Source organism: Alkalinema sp. FACHB-956 (assembly GCF_014697025.1).
Classification (GTDB): Bacteria; Cyanobacteriota; Cyanobacteriia; order Leptolyngbyales; family Leptolyngbyaceae; genus Alkalinema.
Genome location: NZ_JACJRC010000001.1, coordinates 359,386 through 378,055, shown reverse-complemented (window position 1 = coordinate 378,055; position 18,670 = coordinate 359,386). Strand labels below are relative to the sequence as shown.

14 protein-coding genes are annotated in these 18,670 nt (G+C 50.3%); 4 read left to right on the top strand and 10 right to left on the bottom strand.

Annotated elements, in window-relative coordinates:
- Nucleotides 1–185: 185 nt before the first annotated feature.
- From H6G21_RS01535 to H6G21_RS01510, 6 genes are all read right to left on the bottom strand, one after another.
- Nucleotides 186–662 (bottom strand): response regulator, encoded by a 477-nt coding sequence (locus H6G21_RS01535; protein WP_242041577.1) that lies wholly within the window; start codon nucleotides 660–662, stop codon nucleotides 186–188.
- Nucleotides 663–754: 92 nt separating this feature from the next.
- Entirely contained in the window at nucleotides 755–3,253 is a 2,499-nt protein-coding gene (locus H6G21_RS01530) for an NACHT domain-containing protein (RefSeq protein WP_190569767.1), read from the bottom strand.
- 430 nt (nucleotides 3,254–3,683) lie between these two features.
- Nucleotides 3,684–6,242, bottom strand: a complete 2,559-nt coding sequence (locus H6G21_RS01525; RefSeq protein WP_190569765.1) for an EAL domain-containing protein — start codon at nucleotides 6,240–6,242, stop codon at nucleotides 3,684–3,686.
- 217 nt (nucleotides 6,243–6,459) lie between these two features.
- Nucleotides 6,460–7,245, bottom strand: a complete 786-nt coding sequence (locus H6G21_RS01520; RefSeq protein WP_190569763.1) for a DUF4114 domain-containing protein — start codon at nucleotides 7,243–7,245, stop codon at nucleotides 6,460–6,462.
- Entirely contained in the window at nucleotides 7,245–7,850 is a 606-nt protein-coding gene (locus tag H6G21_RS01515; RefSeq protein WP_190569761.1) for a WcaF family extracellular polysaccharide biosynthesis acetyltransferase, read from the bottom strand. Before H6G21_RS01515 ends, H6G21_RS01520 begins: the two co-directional genes overlap by 1 nt.
- Entirely contained in the window at nucleotides 7,837–8,541 is a 705-nt protein-coding gene (locus tag H6G21_RS01510; RefSeq protein ID WP_190569759.1) for a YdcF family protein, read from the bottom strand. Before H6G21_RS01510 ends, H6G21_RS01515 begins: the two co-directional genes overlap by 14 nt.
- Before the next feature lie 310 nt (nucleotides 8,542–8,851).
- Between H6G21_RS01510 and H6G21_RS01505 the strand changes: the two genes are divergently transcribed.
- From H6G21_RS01505 to H6G21_RS01495, 3 genes are all read left to right on the top strand, one after another.
- Nucleotides 8,852–9,829, top strand: a complete 978-nt coding sequence (locus H6G21_RS01505; RefSeq protein ID WP_190569756.1) for an HpsJ family protein — start codon at nucleotides 8,852–8,854, stop codon at nucleotides 9,827–9,829.
- 108 nt (nucleotides 9,830–9,937) lie between these two features.
- On the top strand, nucleotides 9,938–11,041 hold the full coding sequence (locus tag H6G21_RS01500) for an archaeosortase/exosortase family protein (protein ID WP_190569754.1): 1,104 nt from the start codon (nucleotides 9,938–9,940) through the stop codon (nucleotides 11,039–11,041).
- Nucleotides 11,042–11,051: 10 nt separating this feature from the next.
- Complete coding sequence (locus H6G21_RS01495) at nucleotides 11,052–11,786, top strand: cyanoexosortase A system-associated protein (RefSeq protein ID WP_190569752.1); 735 nt, start codon at nucleotides 11,052–11,054, stop codon at nucleotides 11,784–11,786.
- 127 nt (nucleotides 11,787–11,913) lie between these two features.
- Here H6G21_RS01495 and H6G21_RS01490 read toward each other — a convergent pair whose 3' ends face one another.
- Entirely contained in the window at nucleotides 11,914–13,641 is a 1,728-nt protein-coding gene (locus tag H6G21_RS01490; RefSeq protein ID WP_190569750.1) for a diflavin flavoprotein, read from the bottom strand.
- Between the two features lie 213 nt (nucleotides 13,642–13,854).
- Entirely contained in the window at nucleotides 13,855–15,600 is a 1,746-nt protein-coding gene (locus H6G21_RS01485; RefSeq protein ID WP_190569748.1) for a diflavin flavoprotein, read from the bottom strand.
- Between the two features lie 398 nt (nucleotides 15,601–15,998).
- On the opposite strand from H6G21_RS01485, the gene bioF reads away from it, so the two are divergent.
- The gene (bioF, locus tag H6G21_RS01480) at nucleotides 15,999–17,195 is read left to right on the top strand and encodes an 8-amino-7-oxononanoate synthase (RefSeq protein ID WP_190569746.1); all 1,197 of its coding nucleotides are present in this window, start codon (nucleotides 15,999–16,001) and stop codon (nucleotides 17,193–17,195) included.
- A 55-nt stretch (nucleotides 17,196–17,250) separates the two neighbouring features.
- Here the strand turns inward: bioF and minE are convergent, their stop codons facing one another.
- Together minE and minD are read right to left on the bottom strand one after the other, a co-directional pair.
- Nucleotides 17,251–17,754, bottom strand: a complete 504-nt coding sequence (gene minE, locus H6G21_RS01475; protein WP_190569744.1) for a cell division topological specificity factor MinE — start codon at nucleotides 17,752–17,754, stop codon at nucleotides 17,251–17,253.
- Between the two features lie 111 nt (nucleotides 17,755–17,865).
- On the bottom strand, nucleotides 17,866–18,669 hold the full coding sequence (gene minD, locus H6G21_RS01470) for a septum site-determining protein MinD (RefSeq protein ID WP_190569743.1): 804 nt from the start codon (nucleotides 18,667–18,669) through the stop codon (nucleotides 17,866–17,868).
- Nucleotide 18,670 lies beyond the last annotated feature (1 nt).

Genomic DNA, 18,670 nt, shown 5'->3' with positions numbered 1-18,670 from the left:
TGATTCATTGCTGGTGAGATTATACCTGGTTCAAGCCACCTCAATTCTTTTGTATCAAGTTATTTCAAGCCGATTGATTTAGGTCGCATCCTTTCAACAATCCCCTATTACCCCTAGGGTAAACTGTCAAAGATTTAATAACTCTTCAAAAGATAACTCTTAGTCAATCAATAACTACAAGTTTATTAAAGTGGAGCCGATCGCGTTAACAACTCTTGATGGGCTAATTCTTGCTCTAAATATTCAATGCGACAATGGGCTTCATCTAGCTTTTTCTGGAGCCTGTTATTTGCCAGAGCGGTATCAATACGATGGCGGAGGATGGGCCAGCGGATGGGTTTTGTAATATAGTCTGTAATACCTGCATTGAAGGCTCGATCGATGAACTCTGCATTCGACAGAGCCGTAATCATAATCAACGGTGGACAAGTTTCTCCATAGGTTTTTTTCAACGTATGACAACAGGTGAAGCCATCCATATCAGGCATGACTGCATCAATGAGAATTAAATCCGGAAGTTGTTGCTGGCAGATCAATAAACAAGCTTCTCCATTGGGTGCTTCAATCACTCGATCGCCATTGTGGGAAATGGCACAATTCAGAATGCTGCGGAGATTGGGTTCATCATCTACTACTAAAATGGTTGGTTTATTAGAATCCATAACAGTCTTTCCTAGCATCATGATATAGAGGATCAAGCTTGAGTATTGAATGGGAAATCCCAACGGGGCATTGACTGGGAGCAGGGATCGCCTTAGTTGGCGACTTGGTGGTTCATCGGAGCAATGAGGGCTTGCACGATCGGACTTTGGGCCATGGAATGGGCTGAATGCCGCTTCCGCAGTCCATTCACGAGGAAGTAGTTCGCCCAGTAATAGGTTTGTAGTTTCTCTTGGCGATCGGGAGTCAAGTTCCAAACATAACCCAAATCCCGTTGTTCAATACTGATTTGGCGGAGAGTCTTTAGCCATTCCCGCCCTGCTCGACGGCACCAACGATCGAGGGACTGCTGATTTTGAGCAGCTTCCAGTAACTCCGGCAACTGGGCTCGAAAGCTCATCGCAATGGCTTCTGCTGCAGTGCCTTCGCTCAAGGAAGTCATTAAAAAGCCTAGAGAAAAGGCATTGTCCAAGGTGGGTTGATTGAGCAATTGCTCCCCTTGGTGGAATAGGTGCATTAAATCTAAATCTAATTTGAGTTCCGGGGACAGGTGGCAGGCCAGTTGGGGATCTAAGGCAAACGCAAGATCCAAGCCCAGATTTTCTAAGCTGAGGTAATAGAACGCGCGTAGGGCCGCAGGATGGTATTGGCTAGCAAAAGGTTGCGCCTTACGATCGAGCCATTGCAGAATGCGATGCAGTTCCAAATCATCTTGTACCATCTGGTCAATGCATTGCTTCATCCAAGTAAACAGGGGGGTGGGATGGGGCAATAATTCAATCAACAGTTCAATCACTGTGCGCCAGCGAGGTTCCAAGACACGATGGGATAGGGTCTGGAGCCAGGGTTGTTGGTCGGGAGAAGATTGCGGCTGAGTCATGGGAGCAAGGACTTTACCGCTCGGTTCAGCATTTTGGGGGGCAGGCGATAGGAGAATCGATCGCGTGGCAAACCGTCGGGCCACCAAATATTCCTGCACAGTCAGGTAAGAAAAGGCATAGACAGAATGGGCTTCTTCCGTCAGCATTCCATAGTCCACCATCAACGCTTCCAGTAATGACTCACTGGCAAACCAGAGAGATTCTGCATCGCGATGGCGAGTGGCTTCCGTATGGTTAGTTAGGTAAGTGGCTAGAATCGGTAGAATTTCCGACTTGTCAAAGAGATAGTGGCCGTCTTCAAAGAATTTATAAGCAATTTGTCCCAGCAGATCTACAACTTCAGCGATCGTGAGGTGATAACCGTGATGCTGGCGACTGATTCCTCGTTGTTGATCCCGTTTCCAGACTAATAGTTCTAGCACTTCTTGGCATAGCAGTGATGAGCGACTAGGAAAGGCTTGACGCTCCCAGAAAATTTCGCACAGTCGTTGCAGGAGCAGTGGAGTCTTAGCCAGATCTAAAAGACGCTTATTCTGGGGCTGGTAGAGGGCTGCTAAGAAGTTGCCAACAAAAGTTTGGCCCCGATCGGTATTGTAATAAACTTGAGATTCTGCCCAGGTCACGACAAAGGAACGGATTTGCTCCGCAGTCCAATCCATCAGTTCCAAGGTCGTAAATCCAGATGCATTCACATCCCGCAATCCCGATCGACAGGTCAGGACGATCGCCACCTTAGGATATTGCGCCATAAAGACTTGCAGCGCATTCATCACCCCAGCCCGACGATCGGCGGGTAATTCATCTAAGCCATCTAAGAGTAATCGGAATTTGCCATCGGCTAACCATTGCTGATTTTGTTGTACTGAAAGTTCACAATAGTGTTGTTGAATTAGTGTTTCAAAGGAGAAGTCATCCGTTGAAAGAACGGTATGTAAAGGTAACAAAATGGGTAGTCGATCGCCCGGTTCCCCTTGAGCCAGATCGGCGATCGCCAAAGATTTTAACAGGGTCGTTTTGCCACTACCGGGACGGCCATAGATCAGCCAACGGGATTGGGCGGGAAGCCCCGTGGCGGGAATGACAGTATGAATCGTATTGGAGCAGGCAAACCCTGGAAAGGGATGGGTCGTGGGTAGGGCAAGGGATGCCGATGGGTTGGGTGCAGAATTGCTGAACAATTTAGAAACAGCGGGTTGTACAGCATCCCAATCCCGGTTAGGTTGAAAATCATTGACCTCTAGCCACCGTTGGCCTTTCACCTGGGAAGAAAGAAATAACTCAATGTAAAATTCCGAGCTGCTGTTCGCCAGGGTTGGCATAGGGGCGATCGTCGGTTCAGATTGGTGGAGACGGTGTTGCGCCACGCTCCACAGCTGTTCCCAGGTCATCGTAGCGTTCATCGCAGGCTGGGCATCCTCCACGATCGCACGCGCCCCATGCTCCAGGTTCGACAGCGCATTGCTGCCATCTTCTTCGGTTTCATCAAAGCGCGGCAACTCAGCAATTTCTTGCCAATCTAAATCTAATTGGAAACAGATATCAATAAATAAATGACGTTCGATCGGACGCCCGGAAAAGAACTTCCAAATGGATTGTCGTGTTTGCAATCCCACAGCACTCGCCAGATATTCTTGAGTCCACTCGCGGCGTTCAAATGCTCGCTTAGCCTTGGCGATTCCGATTGCAGACGCTTTGACCGATCGTTTGCCCATGGTGTCCCCTGTCGTCCTAGAGAGAATTGGAAGCAGCGTGAATCAACCGTTGTGGACGTTGTGTATTTGTCACTAGGTGTTTGTCACGCTTACCTCATGTTTCTAGAAACGCTTGGGGCAACCGGATGAATGTCAATTTTGCATGAATTTTTCAGTACTTTCCCGGATTACATTATGCATAACCGATTAAAGTGAAAAATTAGTGAAAATCTCTGATTAGAAATTGGATAGTCAAGCAGGCAATGGTTAAACAGGCAATGATTGAGCAGCCAATGGTCAAGTAACCAAGATTTGAGAAACCAAGACCCATCGATCGCTAGGTTCAACGTCGATGGGTCTATTTTTTAGCTAGGGTGACCTAGGTGTGCAGTCTGCACAATTCCCTGGATTCGATGCCCTGGATTCAATTCCTTGGGTGAATGGGATTCGGTTAATTATTGACCGTAGCTTTGGCTGGGGACGTGGGTAAGAGGCGTTGCAGACGCTGCCGAAGGACAGCCCAGTTAATCGGTTTGGTGACGTAGTCGGTGGCACCCGCTGCAAAGGCTTGATCCACCGATTCGGAATCATCCAGGGCAGTAATCATCAGAATCGGGATTGACCGAACCGCCGTAGAGATTCCACCCGCTTCAGCTTGGGCTTGAATTGATTGCCGAATGGCGTGGCAGCAGGCAAAGCCATCCATATCGGGCATGAGAGCATCCAGCAACACCAAGTCCGGCTTCAGTTCGTGGAATTTAGCCAGTCCTGCGGTGCCATTCTCAGCCTCCACGGTACGGTATCCCGCTTGACTGATGGCCGTCCGGAGAATCGATCGCATGGAGCGATCGTCATCCACGATCAGCACCAAGGGTTTCGTCTCATCACTCGCACTGGTTACAGGCACGGGCAGATTGGCCGCAGGTAGGGGATGAACTAATTCCTGCTGGCCGCAGGTTTCTAGGAAGGTGGAGGTTTGCTCAGCATCTTGGCTCGGGGCAAAGAGATAGCCCTGGGCATATTTAAGTCCGACTTCCTTCAGCCGCAGCAGTTGCTCAGTCGATTCGACCCCTACCGCGATCGCCTTCATTCTGAGATCCTTGGCCAGGATGACGATCGTTTCAATTAAGCTAACGGTTTTGGGATCAACCCCGATGCGACTGACGAGGGATTTATCAACTTTCAGCGCAGAAATTGGGAAACGGTGTAGATAATCTAACGTGGAATACCCTTCACCGAAGTTGTCAATGCAAACTTGAATGTTCCGAGTCTGCAACTGCAACAGAATTGCCGTCGTAGCCGCAGCATCTTCCATCACCACTTGGTCTTTGATTTCCAGCATCAGCGCATTTCCGGGCAAATCGTACTGCTGGAGGGCGGCATCCAATCGGGAAACTAACTCAGGATGGAAAAACTGCTGGCTGCTGAGGTTAATGCTCAACTGAAGATCCAGTTTGGGGTGTTGTTGACGCCAGGTTTGTAGTTGTTGGCATGCGCCCTGGAGCAACCACCAGCCTAGGGGAACAATTAATCCCGTTTCGTGGGCGGCGGATTCAAATTCCGCAGGACAAATCAAACCGCGCGTCGGGTGCTGCCAACGAATCGTGGCTTCTACGCCCAGAATCTTGCGCGTCCCAATCTCCATCATGGGTTGGTAGTGAATGCAAAATTCTTCTTGTTCCACAGCTTGGTGGAGGTCAGCGTGGTTCAGTACGGCACGGCGCAGAATGCGGAAGTATTGCTGGCTGATTTCATGGGGTGTGAAGTATTCCTGGATGTAGCGGTGACCGGCTTTGCCCATGCGTTCCGTCATTTCCGGATCTTTCATCAAATACCGGATAAACCCAGCCAAACCTTTACTGTCGCCATTGCTAATCGCTGCACCGCAGTTGGCATCGGAGACGAGCGATCGCAGGTAGGAATGTTTTTCGCAAATGATGGCGACGGGACGACCTGCGGACAGCGCGGAGTAGAACTTACTCGGGGCCACTAAGCCTTCCATGTCTACGTCCACACTCACCAGGGAGAGGTCGCAGGCCGTGAGGGATTCGGGCAATCTGGCTTTGTCTTGGTAGGGTAAAAAGCGGCAGTTTTGCAAGCCCAGGGCCGCCGCCTGTTGTTTGCACTCTTCCCGTTTGGGGCCACCGCCGACAAAGAGGAATTCCACCGGTTCGTTTTGCAGTTCGACTGCGGCCCCCATGATGGTGTCCATGTCATGGCATCGCCCCATGTTGCCCGAATAGAGCACGGTAAATTTTTCCGTCAGTTGATGCTCCTGGGCAAAGCTATTTTGAGCTTTGAGCATGGGCTTAATCCAAGTGGGATCAGCCCAGTTATGGATAACAATAATTTTTTCGCTAACTTCTGGAACCTTGGCAACAATGCGATCCTTCATGGTTTGGCAAGGAACGACAATGCTATCAGCAGCATTCCAAACCCGACGGTTAACACTATCCCAGAAACGAATGAGCCAATGGTTTTGAGATAAAACTTCGAGTTCAACAGCGACATCGGGGTAGAGGTCATAGACTAACGTGGCAAACGGAACACCAAATACTAATTTGATCAAGTATCCTAAAACTTGGAGAAAGGGGGGTTCACTGGTTAATAATAAAATGTCACCGCGATGCTCACGCTTGAGAAGATGGAGAGCGGCATGAGCACAAAAAGCGAGACTGCTAATGGTACGACCCGCCCATTTACGGGAGACACTGCGGAGAAAGTTCGATCGCCGGACAAGCACTTCGCCCATTTTTTCCACTTCGGGAGCCTTGGCAGCGGTGGCATCAAAGGCATAGCTGGGCTGTCCGGTGAAGACTTGGACTTGCATGCCCTGGGTGGTGAGGTTTTGGGCCAATTCATCCATGAACTGTCCCGTTGCGGCAAAGTCTGGGGGATAGAATTGGGTAATCAGCGTCAGTTGCACATCATCTTTGACCGTTGAGTTAGATTTGCGGTTGAAGAGCGATTGAACAAGATGAGTGACGCCGGAAAAAGGAGCAAAAAACATGGTGACAACTGGAGTGTTTCCGTAAAGTGCATAAGGTGAAGAAGTAGATGCACCCTGAACCTTAGGAGAAAATAAGCTCGATCGAGAATTACCTAAAAAGTAAACATTACTTAAAAAGTAAACATTACCTAAAAAGCAAGAATCACTAAAAGATAATCCTCGATCGATGAACCAACCAACAACTCATTCACAACTCATAGGCTGCAATGAGCAGAACTTACACCACTAACGGTTTGGATTGCAGTTTCTTCCGTTGGAAGAACCACTTTTGAGCCACGATCGCGATGGCGACCACAACCCCTAGGGTGGAGTGCAGCTCAAAGGGCACAGAAACATATGTCGCATTCCTCAAGCTGATGTTGGGGTTTTGACCGTAGTTATAGTTCTGGAAGATGTTCCGGAAGCTAGCAGCACCGAGATCCAGCGCAATGACCCCATCGTTGTAGTCGTTGTCACTGCCCCAGTTGGTGTTGTCTTCGTAGGCCAGGATGATCCGATCGGCCTTGGGATCAGCATAGGCCGTCCAATACACCGGCGCGTCTGGATTGAATCTGCTGATGGCGTTGAGCCTGGGATTGGTACTCAGTGCTCTAGCATTGGGGTTATTCACCCCGTTGGGGGCCACAGAGAAATCCAGCTTCGTTCCGCCTGCGATGGTGGAGGTTTGTACCCAATCGCCCATCCGCAGTGGTGCATCCTTGGAGGACAGCGCGCTATTGACCCCGGACAGATCCGAGAACACCGTTGCTGTTTGCAGGGTTTGCCCTTGGGTCGTCAGTCTGATAGGGCTTTTGTTAGCTGCGCTCTCGTTGACGAACGCAATGCGGGGTGCATAGTCATTCACAAGGCTGAGTTTGCTGGCATCAATCAGCCACAGATTGCTGGCCGACAGGTTCACAGAAACCCGATTGACTCTGCCCAGGTTTTGGTACTTAGCCAGGTCAAACCAGCTATTGCCTTGGACGTAGTGCTGGATGGGGCCGACAGAAAGAGAAGTTGTCATTAATTTAGACTCCTTGTAATCATCTCAGAGATTTTTGACATCGTAGGTGCATGAATCGTCGGTGCATGAATGACTCTGGTTTTAATGGGCTCAGCAGGGTTGCCTGCGTAGATCATCATGGGTGAGAGCGATCGTCCGGCGACGCCGCCCAGGACTAAAACAGCCCCTTCTCCCACGGTGACCCCAGGCCCGATCGTGGCCCGTGCCGCGATCCAACTGCCCTGCTGAATGTAAATCGGGGCAATCCTTAATTGAAAATGGGGATGGCTCCAATCATGGTTACCAGTACAAAGGTAAACAGATTGGGAAATGCAAACATGGCTCTCAATCGTAACGGGGGCGAGATTGTCAATCCATGCGTTTTCACCAATCCAAACAAAATCACCCACCACAAGCCGCCAGGGAAATTTAATCCTGACACCGGGCTTAATGCGAACACCCTGCCCGATCGAGGCCCCAAACCAGCGCAGAACTTGCACCTTCAGGGCTGACCAGGGGAGGAAATAACTTTGGACGATCGGCGAACCGATAAAGTACCAAAGCAGTTGCTGCCAGGTAGCGGCTCCGGGCGTGTAGTCATCGATCGTGTAGTCAGCGAGATTCATCGGTTGTGTTTGCAGATTCTGTGTTTGCAGATTCATGGGTCGTTTCTGCCCCAAACAGTTGGTCATTGAGTTGCGTAACTTGGTAGTCCTGACGGAACTCAGCCCCAGTCCATCCTGTAAAAATCCAAATGGTAGAGCGAATCACATCTCGGACCGTGCGCCAGGGCGATTCAGGTTCTCCCACGGAAGGTACATTGACCGGGGTCACAGCAATGCCACGACTGCCCAGCACCATGGTGGCGATCGCCGTCGCCCGAGGCATATGTTCAGCAGAGGTGACAAGATAGATGTGGTTAATCTTCTCCTGCTCAAATCTCGCGAGCATTGTCGTAAAGTTAGTTACCGTGTCCGTTGCTTTACGGTCTTGGTGAACTCGACTTAGATCGATTTTTGCTGCGCGAAAAATGGCCTCTGCTTTTTCACGTTCTAGACCGGAAGAGATCCAAATTTTGAGGTCGGGATGATTCCGAGCAAATTCGGCTGCAAACATCTCGCGTTTTTCGCCACCACCTAGGGTTAAGATTGCTTGGGGTTTGGGGGCCATCCAAGTGGCAATCTCGATGCGAACGGGAATGTAACCCGCCATAAAGACAAACCCAGTGAGGGCTGCCCAGCGGTGGAGGCCACGCCAACGGTGACGGTTCTGTACGATCGATTTAAATTTTCTCCAATCAAGAAACGTAGACGTCATGGGTCAATGGAAAGGGGCCAGGGAATGATTGAGGACAAAATGACGCTGCTCAGAATCAGGAATCATCACTTCATAGAACCTGACTCTGCTCCTAGTCTGGGAGGGCGACTGTTGCGATCGCGTCTACTGCATTGTTCACGGGTTGTATAAGTTTGCCGCTGCCCGAAGCCCGACACGAAAACAAACATGCCTTAGTTAGCTTGGCAATAACTCTCTTTTAGTCCCATTTTTGCTGGGTAGATTAATGAATATCTCCAACTCTTCAATGGATGCAATGCCTGCACCTCAAGATCCCCGCATCGATAGATCGATGGATCGGTCTATTGAATCGGTACAGTCCCAGTCAGGAACTTCCCCCACCACCAGCCCTGATGTAGAACAGAACATTCCCGATCGGGCGGAAGGCGATCGTTTATCCGACGATCGGCCCCAAGGAAATCGCACTCCAGCAGACAACCCGGATGGTGCCGTACTGGTCAACCTGGCTCAAAATCCACTCTTGAGTGGTTTGAACCCCGTTCGAGGCTTACGCATTCTCCGGTTTGTTGGGTATGGGTTGTTGCTCGTTTCGTTGATTGACTTACTGTACGTAGTGCTTCCCGCAGAGTTAATGAATCCGGTTTGGGAATACCAGACAACGGGGGATGTGGTGCGTCTGATTCCCGTCCCATTAATCGCATTTATGCTGGTATTCTACGGGGAATCGGCGGCTCGGTTTCGCTTAGAAAGACCCGTTGTCAAGCTGGTTTCTTGGAGTACGCTGCTCATTGGCGTCATTTTAATTCTGTTAATTCCCCTAACAGTGGTTAACACGATGCGGATTAGTCGCTTTAATAACGACCAGATCAATACTCAGGTTAACCAACAAAAACTCCTCTTAGAAACCACCCAGGCACAGTTGGATCAAGCAACACCAGCCCAGCTCCAAAGCCTCATTCCCGTTCCCGATGATAAGACAAAGCAAATTCCCAATGCGCCTAAAAATGCGGAAGAAGCTAAGGCTCAGGTTTTAGATAACCTCAAGAAGGCTCGCGAAGAAGCCAATAAACAGGCAGACCAAGCTCGCAAAAATGTGCAGCAAAACTTGACCAAGAACAGTTCCAAGATCATTCTAGAAGCCTTGGTGGGTGGAGCATTATTTCTCTACATTTGGTATGTCAGCGGCTGGGCGCGCAAACGTCTCGGCGATGCCTATGAAATGGCAGGTGCAGGGCAGAGTGCCCCCAAACTGCCCAATAATGCAGCGCCATCATCGCGCAAGTCTGCCCGTCGCCGTCGCCGCAACTAGATAGATTACATGAAAGATGATGCTTCGGACTGGATGTTTGGTATTTAGGTTTTTGTATTCCGTTTTTCCCGCTAGGTATCTTGCATGAAGATTGGTGGAATCGCCAGCATGCGTTTTATGAGGCCGGCCTGGACACGCCGTTATCTCCTGGTTTGGTTAGGGGTTGGCCTCATTTTTTTACATCTCGTGCTGATTTGGAAGGTGATTGGAGAAACCGATCAACTGGTTATTAGTCTCGTATTTTGGAGCGCGATCGTTACATCTCTTTGGCAACGCCACGATCGCCTCAAGCTGAAGAGTGGCATGGGCACCATTTTATTGGGGGGAAGTTTGCTGGGCTTGTTGCTCTTTAAATGTTTATCTCTCTTTCAATGTGAATCGGATTTCGTTCGAATTTTTCCCATCTGGGCGGTGCTGAGTTTAGGACTCATTGCATCGGGTTGGAAATTTCATCAGTATGCCCGCGAAGGCTTGTTGGTAGCGACGTTGATTATTCCACCGGGTGTAATTTTCCGGTTGGTGGATGTTTCGATCGGCGACTTAATTCGCTTAGTGATTGCTAAATTAGCCAGTCTGTTTCTTTATTATGCAGGCTATAACTCAGTCCAGATCGGGGTCAAGATCTCACTGAATAACAACATCATTGAAGTGGGCTATCCTTGCACGGGTATTCCCATGATGGTGCTGCTAATCCAACTGACGATCGTGTTTAATTTAATGACCCAGTTTTCTAAGATTCACAAAATCTTACTTCTGGGATTTACAGTGGTGATGTCGGTCATACTATCCAGTGTGCGAGTCATGATTATGGCACTGGTCGTCAAAGATCAAGCTGCTTTTGACTATTGGCATGGAGCCCAGGGAGCCCAGATTTTTTCAACCATTGCGTTTATCCTATTTGCTCTGGCTTGCCGTTGGTTATTGTCCCGATCGTCGGCAGAGGCAAATGACGAGGATGGACTTGAAGACGATTATGAGGAGGCGCATGAAGAGGAGTATGAAGATGATTATGAGGAAGAGTACGAAGAGGATTACGAGAATGAATTAGATGGTGAAAGATGCACTTCGCAGCATCTATCTTTGACCAACACGCAAGATATCATCACAATGCAAGATGTTGTCGTAGCCGGAGAAAGCTGGACCAATTCAGCGATCGAAGAAGTTGCTATGAAATCTCAAATTTGCGCTCAAAGCCAGTCGAATCATTCATAGGGGGTGGGATGTGCAGGATTTTTTACGACTAAATGATGCTCAACTGAATCGACGACGGCTCTTGAAATTTCAGTTTGCATTCTTTCGGGCGCTGAGTCTCAGCGTATGGGCAGTTGCCATTCAAGGGGTGATGAATCCAAAGATGTTTCTGCGGGAGTATCATCCCCACCCCTTTCCTGAGACCCTCCAGATTGAATCATTCCAGGATCTCACACACACAACGCTTGCGGTAAAAAATACAACAACCCCCCAGTACGATCGCATCTTAGCAACCAGACAATACGACTATACCTATCAACAGAAACCGCTCTCTCTAGAATTGCGGTATGTGGTCGATACAGAAGGCGATCTGGGCAAACTGATGGATGAACAAATGGGCCTGCCTAAGGAGATCAATGACACTGCAAAAATGTTAGTGAACTCCATTGGCACTTACCGATCGTTCACCTATCAAAAACGAGCTTACGTAAGCACTTGCCTGACACCGACGGGCAGAGCCGTGATCAATAAAACGCAATTTCAGAAACAGCAGTATCTCCATCTATTAGAGCCGAAAGTCTGGGGCCGTTGGGCGATCGGGCAGGGAAACTTACTGGAACAACGTTGTATTTGGGCACAAATTTCTATGCCCATCCAGCAAGCCCACCCCTCGGCAGAAGAATCAGCCTTGTTGTTAAAACAGATCGGCTACGTGAAGGAAACCTGCAACTTTTGCAAACGCCAGCCAGCCAATCTAGGGCAATGAATAGGGCAATGAATAGGGCAATGAATAGGCCACCGCTTTCCTAAATGGCAATGACTACCCACCTATGATTACCCACCTATGACTATCCGCCTATGACTACCTGCCTAATAAGCCACGACGAACCAGCCTAATAAGCCGCTCCCGACTTACGATGCAGCACTGCTGTGACCCCATTGGCTTCCAAGACTTCACCCCCGTTCACCACTGCGTAGAGTAGCCAGTGATCGCCGCAATCTAAGCGATTCTGCACGGTACATTCCAAGTAAGCTAAGGCTTCCTGCAAAATAGGACTACCGTTACGGGCTGTTTTGACAGCCACTTCCGCGAAGGGGTCAGTCCCCGTGACCGTAATTTTTTGGAAATGTCTGCGGAGGTTTTTACCTTCCCGCAACACGTTCAGCACAAATTGATCACCCGCATGATCGAGGATGCCTTCGGCTAAATCTTTGGAGATTGCGATCGTGATTCCCGGTGGATTGAACGTGGCTTGGGAAACCCAAGAGGTCAAAATTGCAGCCTTTGCATCACCCCGCTGCACCGTGACGATGCTGAGAGATCCGACCACGCGGCCCATAGCCTGCTCCGTGCGATCGGCTTGGGCTTCGGTGGCGGCTGTTTGTTTGGGGGCGCGGGTTTTCTGGGTTTTGCGCAGGGACTTGGCAAATTCGGCCCCGGCATTTTCGCAAAGGGAGAGCATCTCTTCCGTTGGCTTAAATTTGCAGCGCAACGTCTCAAACCCTAAGGAGTAACCCGCGTTCAGCAATTTCGTTTCCAATAGATCGATCGCTTCTCCGCTCCAACCATAGGAACCAAACACCCCAGCGGATTTGGTTTTGGATGCAGTTGATAGAATCAATCCCAGTGCTGTTTGAATTTGGGTAGGAGCATGTCCCCCCAGCGTTGGCGAACCGATAATAAAGCCATCACAGTTTTCGATCGCCGCTGTGATTTCCTCTGGCTCAGATAGCTCACAGTTAATGGATTCCACTTCGATATTAGATTCCGTGAGTCCGCGCGCGATCGCATTGGCCATCAAGCCCGTATTGCCATAGGCGGACGTATAGAGCAATGCTACGGACAATGCCTTTTGATGCTGGGCTTCACACCAATCCCGATAGTCAAACATCAGCCGACTAACGCTGTAGCGCACCAAGGGGCCGTGGCCGACGGCGAACATCTTGACAGGATAAAGGGAAATTTTTTCTAGAACATCCTCAACCTGCTTCGTTTGAGCGGCGTGAATGCAATCGAAATAGTATTGCCGATCGTCCTGCACTGCCTTCCAGTTATCATCCAAAATTTCATCACCACAGACATGGGCCCCAAACAGTTTGTCGGAAAAGAGCACACGGGTTGCTGCATCATAGACACACAGTCCATCCGGGTGGCGTGGGGTCGGCTTGGTAATAAACTTCAGTTCATGGCCTTCTCCTAGATCAATCACATCCCCCGCGCGGACGGTAATGATGGGCAATTCGTCGTCAGGAAATGCCGTTTTGAGAATATTGGCCGCTGGCCGAGAACAGACAATTTTAGCTCGATATGCAAGCGGCAACAGTGCTTTCAGCGTTTCAATTCGGTTGGGGTTAACGTGGTTGAGAATGATGTAGTCAATTTGCTGATAGTATTCATGCTGCTGCAACTCATCAATGAAAATATCAACAAATGACCCGCCGGGTGGGTCAATCAATGCGACTTCACGGGCTTGTATCAGATAGCTATTAACCGTGGTACCTTTTTTACGCGCGTATTCTGCCTCAAAGCGCAACTGTTCCCAAATCCGCGATCGGAGAACCAGTGTCTTTTCAGCAATTTCAGCAACTTGGACATCCCGAGGACGGGTCGTTGTAGACATAGGAAAACTCCGATCGATAGATGGGGCAGGGACTTATACCGAATCAATTGGTGATTACGACCCGGATGATCCCCCTAAATCCCCCTTAATAAGGACTTTGAAAGAATTTGGCTGAATTTCCCCCTTTTTCTAGCGCAGCGGCACGTAGTGCGGGGGCTAGGGGAATCGGGTCTTATAGCACTAATCAATCACACTAATCAATCAATTGCGTACTTAGTAGTGGTTGCCGACTTTGCGGTGATGAACGGCGGTGAGGGAATCGAGATTGGAAACCCGACCCACATCCACCGTGGCATAGACTAACCAGTGATCACTGCATTCCATGCGGGTTTGCACTTCGCATTCCAAATAAGCCAAAGCATCCGTCAGGATGGGCGAGCCGTTTTGGGCCGGTTGGGTATTGACGCCTTCGAAGCGATCGGCCCCCGGTGCAAAGCGCTTAAGGAAATGCTTCATCAATAACTGATAGTTGCCTTCTTCCAAAACGTTGAGGACAAACTTATCGCCCACCCGCATTAACGACTCGATCGCCCGATCCTTGGCCACCGCGATCGTTAAACCCAAGGGCTTAAAGCTAGCCTGCGACACCCAAGAGGCCAACATCGCACTTTTCACGTCGCCTTTCTGGGCTGTGATGATATACAGTCCACCGCTCAAGCGACCCAGGGCTTTATCCAAGTCGTGATTCAGTGCCTTCATCTGCTTCACCGCCCGATCGCGGGTCAGCCATTGGCCGATGTCGGTACCGGATTCTTCGCAAAGTTGGTAGACTGCCTTGCCCGTGCCGTTGTCAAGTTTGATCGGCGGGAAAGCTTCGGTCAGACCGGCTTCCTGCAAGCGGGCGCGCAGGGTGTGCACAGGTTCGTCAATGCCGCCACCGGACTCGCACAATCCGTAGGCTTGCTTGCTGTTGGCCGTGGCGAGAATGGTGCTGATGGCTGTGGCCGTGGTTTCGCTCATCTCACCGGATTGGGGCGGCATCAGAATAATAATGCCGTTGGCGATTTCCACAGCGTAGCGAACATCGGTTAATTCTGCGGTGCTGAGGTCGATCGACTCCACCAAGACATCGGTTTTTAGCACCCCGTTGGCCAGGTAGCCGGACAGTTGATCGGCATCGCCATAACCCGACACGTAGAACACCACCACGTTTTTGGCAGCCTTGGCTTTTTCGCTGCTCCAGGTTTGGTAGCGGCCCACCAGTTCGGTCAGGTTATGTTGAATCAATGGCCCGTGGCCTGTCGCGATCGTGGTGACTCCCGGCAGATCGCCCATGCGTTTAATCGCAGAGAGCACCGATTTGGCATTGGGAGCCATGAGGCATTCGTAATAGATGCGAAAATCGGCTTCGATCAGTTCCAAATCTTCGTCGTAGGTGTAATCGTCGCAGTAGTGCATACCAAAGGCATCACAGGTAAATAGGTGCTGCGTGGCGGGGTCGTAGGTAAAGATGGTGTCCGGCCAGTGCAGGTTGGGCGCGGAGATGAATTCGAGAACGTGGCCTTTCCCCAGATCCAGCTTTTCGCCACTCTTGACCATGCGCTTGTTGTAGGGTTGGTGCACGAGGTCATCGAGGAATTGCAGGGCAACTTTGGCCGCAACGACGGTGATGTCGGGATTCAGTTGCAGAATGTCTTTCACCAGCCCGCTGTGATCCGGCTCGGTGTGACTGACGATGAGGTAATCGATCTCCTTGGGATCAATCAGGCTGGTTAAGGTATTGAGGTAGAGATCGCGAAATTTTTCGTGGGAGGTGTCGATCAGTGCTGTCTTTTCCCCCCGGATGAGGAAGGAGTTATAGGTGGTGCCGTTCTGTAGCGCAAACTCAATGTCGAAGCGATCGCGATCCCAATCCAACGATCGAATAACCGTTGTATCCAGCGCGATGTCTGAATGCTGAAGGGTTAGACGCTTTTTAGGACTGGACGTTTGGTTCGTGCGACTTATCGATGAGACCATCGGTCAACCTCCCTAACTGCTCGGTGGATCAGGCGTAATACTTACAGGATCTATTATGACTGCTTCCGCGCCAAATATTGCGATTTGTAACGTTTCAATGAATAAAGTTACTGATTAGCCAGAGTTATTAATTTGAGTCCAGCCTATCATAGGTATTGTGAGTCCCATCGTTTTTAAACTAGGATTAAGCTACTTGCAACCTAATCTTAAGTAGAGACAGGTCAGACCATTGAGCCTTTTTGTGAAGAATTGAATGAGTCATTGCGCTTCGATCGCTGCCAGTATTATCAATTGAATTTCAATGATGCATTGATCTATACTCTTTCAATCTTTGATTTTGCACTTCCTTTTTGACTGCATTTTGTATTTCATTCTGCGTTGCTAATTTTGGATTTTCTATGCATTCCGATCCCTATGCTTGGCTCGATCGATCCTTGGAAACGTTGCACAAGGCGGGTTGGTATCGATCGACCAAAACGGTGACGGGAAAACCGGGCACGCGAATTTGCGTCGATGGGCAGGCATTGCTCAACTTTGCTAGTAATGATTACCTGGGATTAGCGGGGGACGATCGCTTGATTGCCGCAGCGGTGGCGGCCACGCAAGCCTATGGCACAGGGACAACGGGTTCGCGCTTAATTACCGGCCATCGGGACTTGCATCGACAGTTGGAACGGGCGATCGCGGCGTTGAAACAAACGGAAGATGCGATCGTCTTTAGCTCCGGCTATGCCGCTAATTTGGGCACGATCGCGGCGCTGATGGGCCAGCGGGATTTGATTCTGTCCGATCAGTACAATCACTCCAGTCTGCGCAGTGGGGCGCTGGTGAGTGGGGCGCGGTTGTTGGAGTACCGCCATGGGGATTTGGCCGAGGTGCGATCGCGGCTGGTGGCGGAACGGGCCAATTTTCCCCGCTGCTTAATCCTGACGGATAGTGTCTTCAGTATGGATGGGGATTTGGCTCCGTTGCCGGAACTGCTGGATTTGGCGGAGGAATTTAGCTGTATGGTGCTGGTGGATGAGGCCCACGGCACCGGGGTGATGGGCCAATCCGGTGCGGGCTGTGTGGAGCATTTTGGTTGCACGGGCCGATCGCTGATTCAGATGGGCACGCTGAGTAAGGCGCTGGGTAGTTTGGGGGGCTATGTGGCGGGGTCGGCAAAGTTGGTGGATTTTCTGCGTAACCGTGCTCCCAGTTGGATTTACACCACGGGCTTGACAGCAGCGGATACGGCAGCGGCCTTGGCCGCGTTGGAAATCGTGAAAACGGAACCCGATCGCCGCGATCGCCTCTGGGCCAATGTCGCTTATTTAAAAACGCAGTTAGAACGGCTTAGTCACCAGAATGAAACGTTCAGGTTACTGCCCTCGGACTCGCCGATCGTCTGTTTGGGGCTAGCCGATGTGGCCACGGCGATGCAGATGGGGCAAGCGCTTCAGACGAATGGCATTTTTGCTCCGGCCATTCGTCCGCCCACGGTTCCCACCAGCCGCATTCGCATGACCGTGATGGCAACCCATAGCGTTTCGGATATTGATCAGTTAGTGGATGCGATTCAGCGTTCGATCGCCGCGATCGAACGCTGCCGTTAATTGTTGTCGCCACTGATGCTGAGTTCAAGGTTTCTATCGCCGCTGATTTGAGCCTTTATAGCTCCCGTGGAGACTCTTGAGAGGTTTCTCCTAGTTCAATTAGAGGTGCCCCTTCAGGCGCAGGTGGATTTTCGGATAGACTTTCGGGGCTTTCTGAAGCACTTGCAGTCGCAATTTCTGGCGTCATGATCGAATTTTCAATCACTAACTTGGGATCGCCGACTTCTGCTTCATCCAGCGCTAATTCTGGTAAATCTGCAATTTCCCCTTCATTCTCTTTTACGGTATAAAACTCTGGTTTAATGCGCCGAATCGGCAAATTCGCCACCAAGGCCGTCACCCGATTATTATTTTCTAGCGCAAAATCCATCGAATCCGCATCCAGATCGACGTACTTCGAGACAACGGCCAAGATTTCCTGTCGCATCGCCTCGATCATCTGCGGTGTCAAATCCGATCGATCGTGAGCCAGAACCAGCTTAAGGCGATTTTTCACCTCCTGGCGACTCGTGTGATCGTTGAATTTTGGAAACATCCGTTCGAGAAGTTCGAGGATCATGATGCAACGGCGAGTGGGGGACTAAACGGTAGATAAATAGTTTAGGGAATGGCTGGGGGTTGGGAAATACCTGGGGGCGAGAAATACCTGGGGCGAGAAATACCTGGAAGCTTAGCCGATCGGTTTCGTGAAGAAATTTTTCAGCTTGGCAAGCAGGCCATCTTTGACATTGAGATCCAAAAAGGGTACTTTTTCCCCTTCGATCCGACGGGCAATATTTTCAAACGCGGTGCCTGCCAAGGTGGGATTGCCAGACAAAACGAGCGGTTCGCCTTTGTTCGTGGAAACAATTACCTTCTCATCGTCGGGCACCACGCCAATCAAGGGCACCGCGAGAATTTCTTGCACATCCTCCACGGACATCATGTCATTGACTTCCACCATCTTGGGCCGAATCCGGTTGATAATCAGACTGGTGCGCTTAATGTTATTCGCTTCTAACAAACCAATGACCCGATCGGCGTCCCGTACAGCTGCAATTTCTGGCGTCGTCACAATCAGCGCTTCCTGAGCAGCGGCGATCGCATTTTGGAAGCCCATTTCAATCCCCGCCGGAGAATCGATCAAGACAAAGTCATAGACCCGCGCGATCGCTGCGATGAGCTGCCGCATCTGGGCGGGATTGACGGAATCCTTGGTGCGGTTTTGCGCGGCAGGTAACAGGACTAAATTGCCTCGCCGCTTGTCTTTCACCAACGCCTGCTCTAGCCGACATTGCCCCGCCAACACATCCACAGCGGTATAGACAACCCGGTTTTCCAGCCCCAGGAGCAAATCCAAATTGCGCAGACCAAAGTCCGCATCAATGACCGCAACCTTGCGATTGCGCTGCGCCAAGGCCATGCCTAAATTAGCGGTTGTGGTGGTTTTGCCAACCCCACCTTTTCCAGACGTAACAACGATTACGCGACCCATT

Bases quoted from the DNA above. Each gene is read 5' to 3' on its own strand.
- H6G21_RS01535 (WP_242041577.1), bottom strand. From the start codon at position 662: ATGGATTCTAATAAACCAACCATTTTAGTAGTAGATGATGAACCCAAT.
- H6G21_RS01530 (WP_190569767.1), bottom strand. From the start codon at position 3,253: ATGGGCAAACGATCGGTCAAAGCGTCTGCAATCGGAATCGCCAAGGCT.
- H6G21_RS01525 (WP_190569765.1), bottom strand. From the start codon at position 6,242: ATGTTTTTTGCTCCTTTTTCCGGCGTCACTCATCTTGTTCAATCGCTC.
- H6G21_RS01520 (WP_190569763.1), bottom strand. From the start codon at position 7,245: ATGACAACTTCTCTTTCTGTCGGCCCCATCCAGCACTACGTCCAAGGC.
- H6G21_RS01515 (WP_190569761.1), bottom strand. From the start codon at position 7,850: ATGAATCTCGCTGACTACACGATCGATGACTACACGCCCGGAGCCGCT.
- H6G21_RS01510 (WP_190569759.1), bottom strand. From the start codon at position 8,541: ATGACGTCTACGTTTCTTGATTGGAGAAAATTTAAATCGATCGTACAG.
- H6G21_RS01505 (WP_190569756.1), top strand. From the start codon at position 8,852: ATGGATCGGTCTATTGAATCGGTACAGTCCCAGTCAGGAACTTCCCCC.
- H6G21_RS01500 (WP_190569754.1), top strand. From the start codon at position 9,938: ATGCGTTTTATGAGGCCGGCCTGGACACGCCGTTATCTCCTGGTTTGG.
- H6G21_RS01490 (WP_190569750.1), bottom strand. From the start codon at position 13,641: ATGTCTACAACGACCCGTCCTCGGGATGTCCAAGTTGCTGAAATTGCT.
- H6G21_RS01485 (WP_190569748.1), bottom strand. From the start codon at position 15,600: ATGGTCTCATCGATAAGTCGCACGAACCAAACGTCCAGTCCTAAAAAG.
- bioF (WP_190569746.1), top strand. From the start codon at position 15,999: ATGCATTCCGATCCCTATGCTTGGCTCGATCGATCCTTGGAAACGTTG.
- minE (WP_190569744.1), bottom strand. From the start codon at position 17,754: ATGATCCTCGAACTTCTCGAACGGATGTTTCCAAAATTCAACGATCAC.
- minD (WP_190569743.1), bottom strand. From the start codon at position 18,669: ATGGGTCGCGTAATCGTTGTTACGTCTGGAAAAGGTGGGGTTGGCAAA.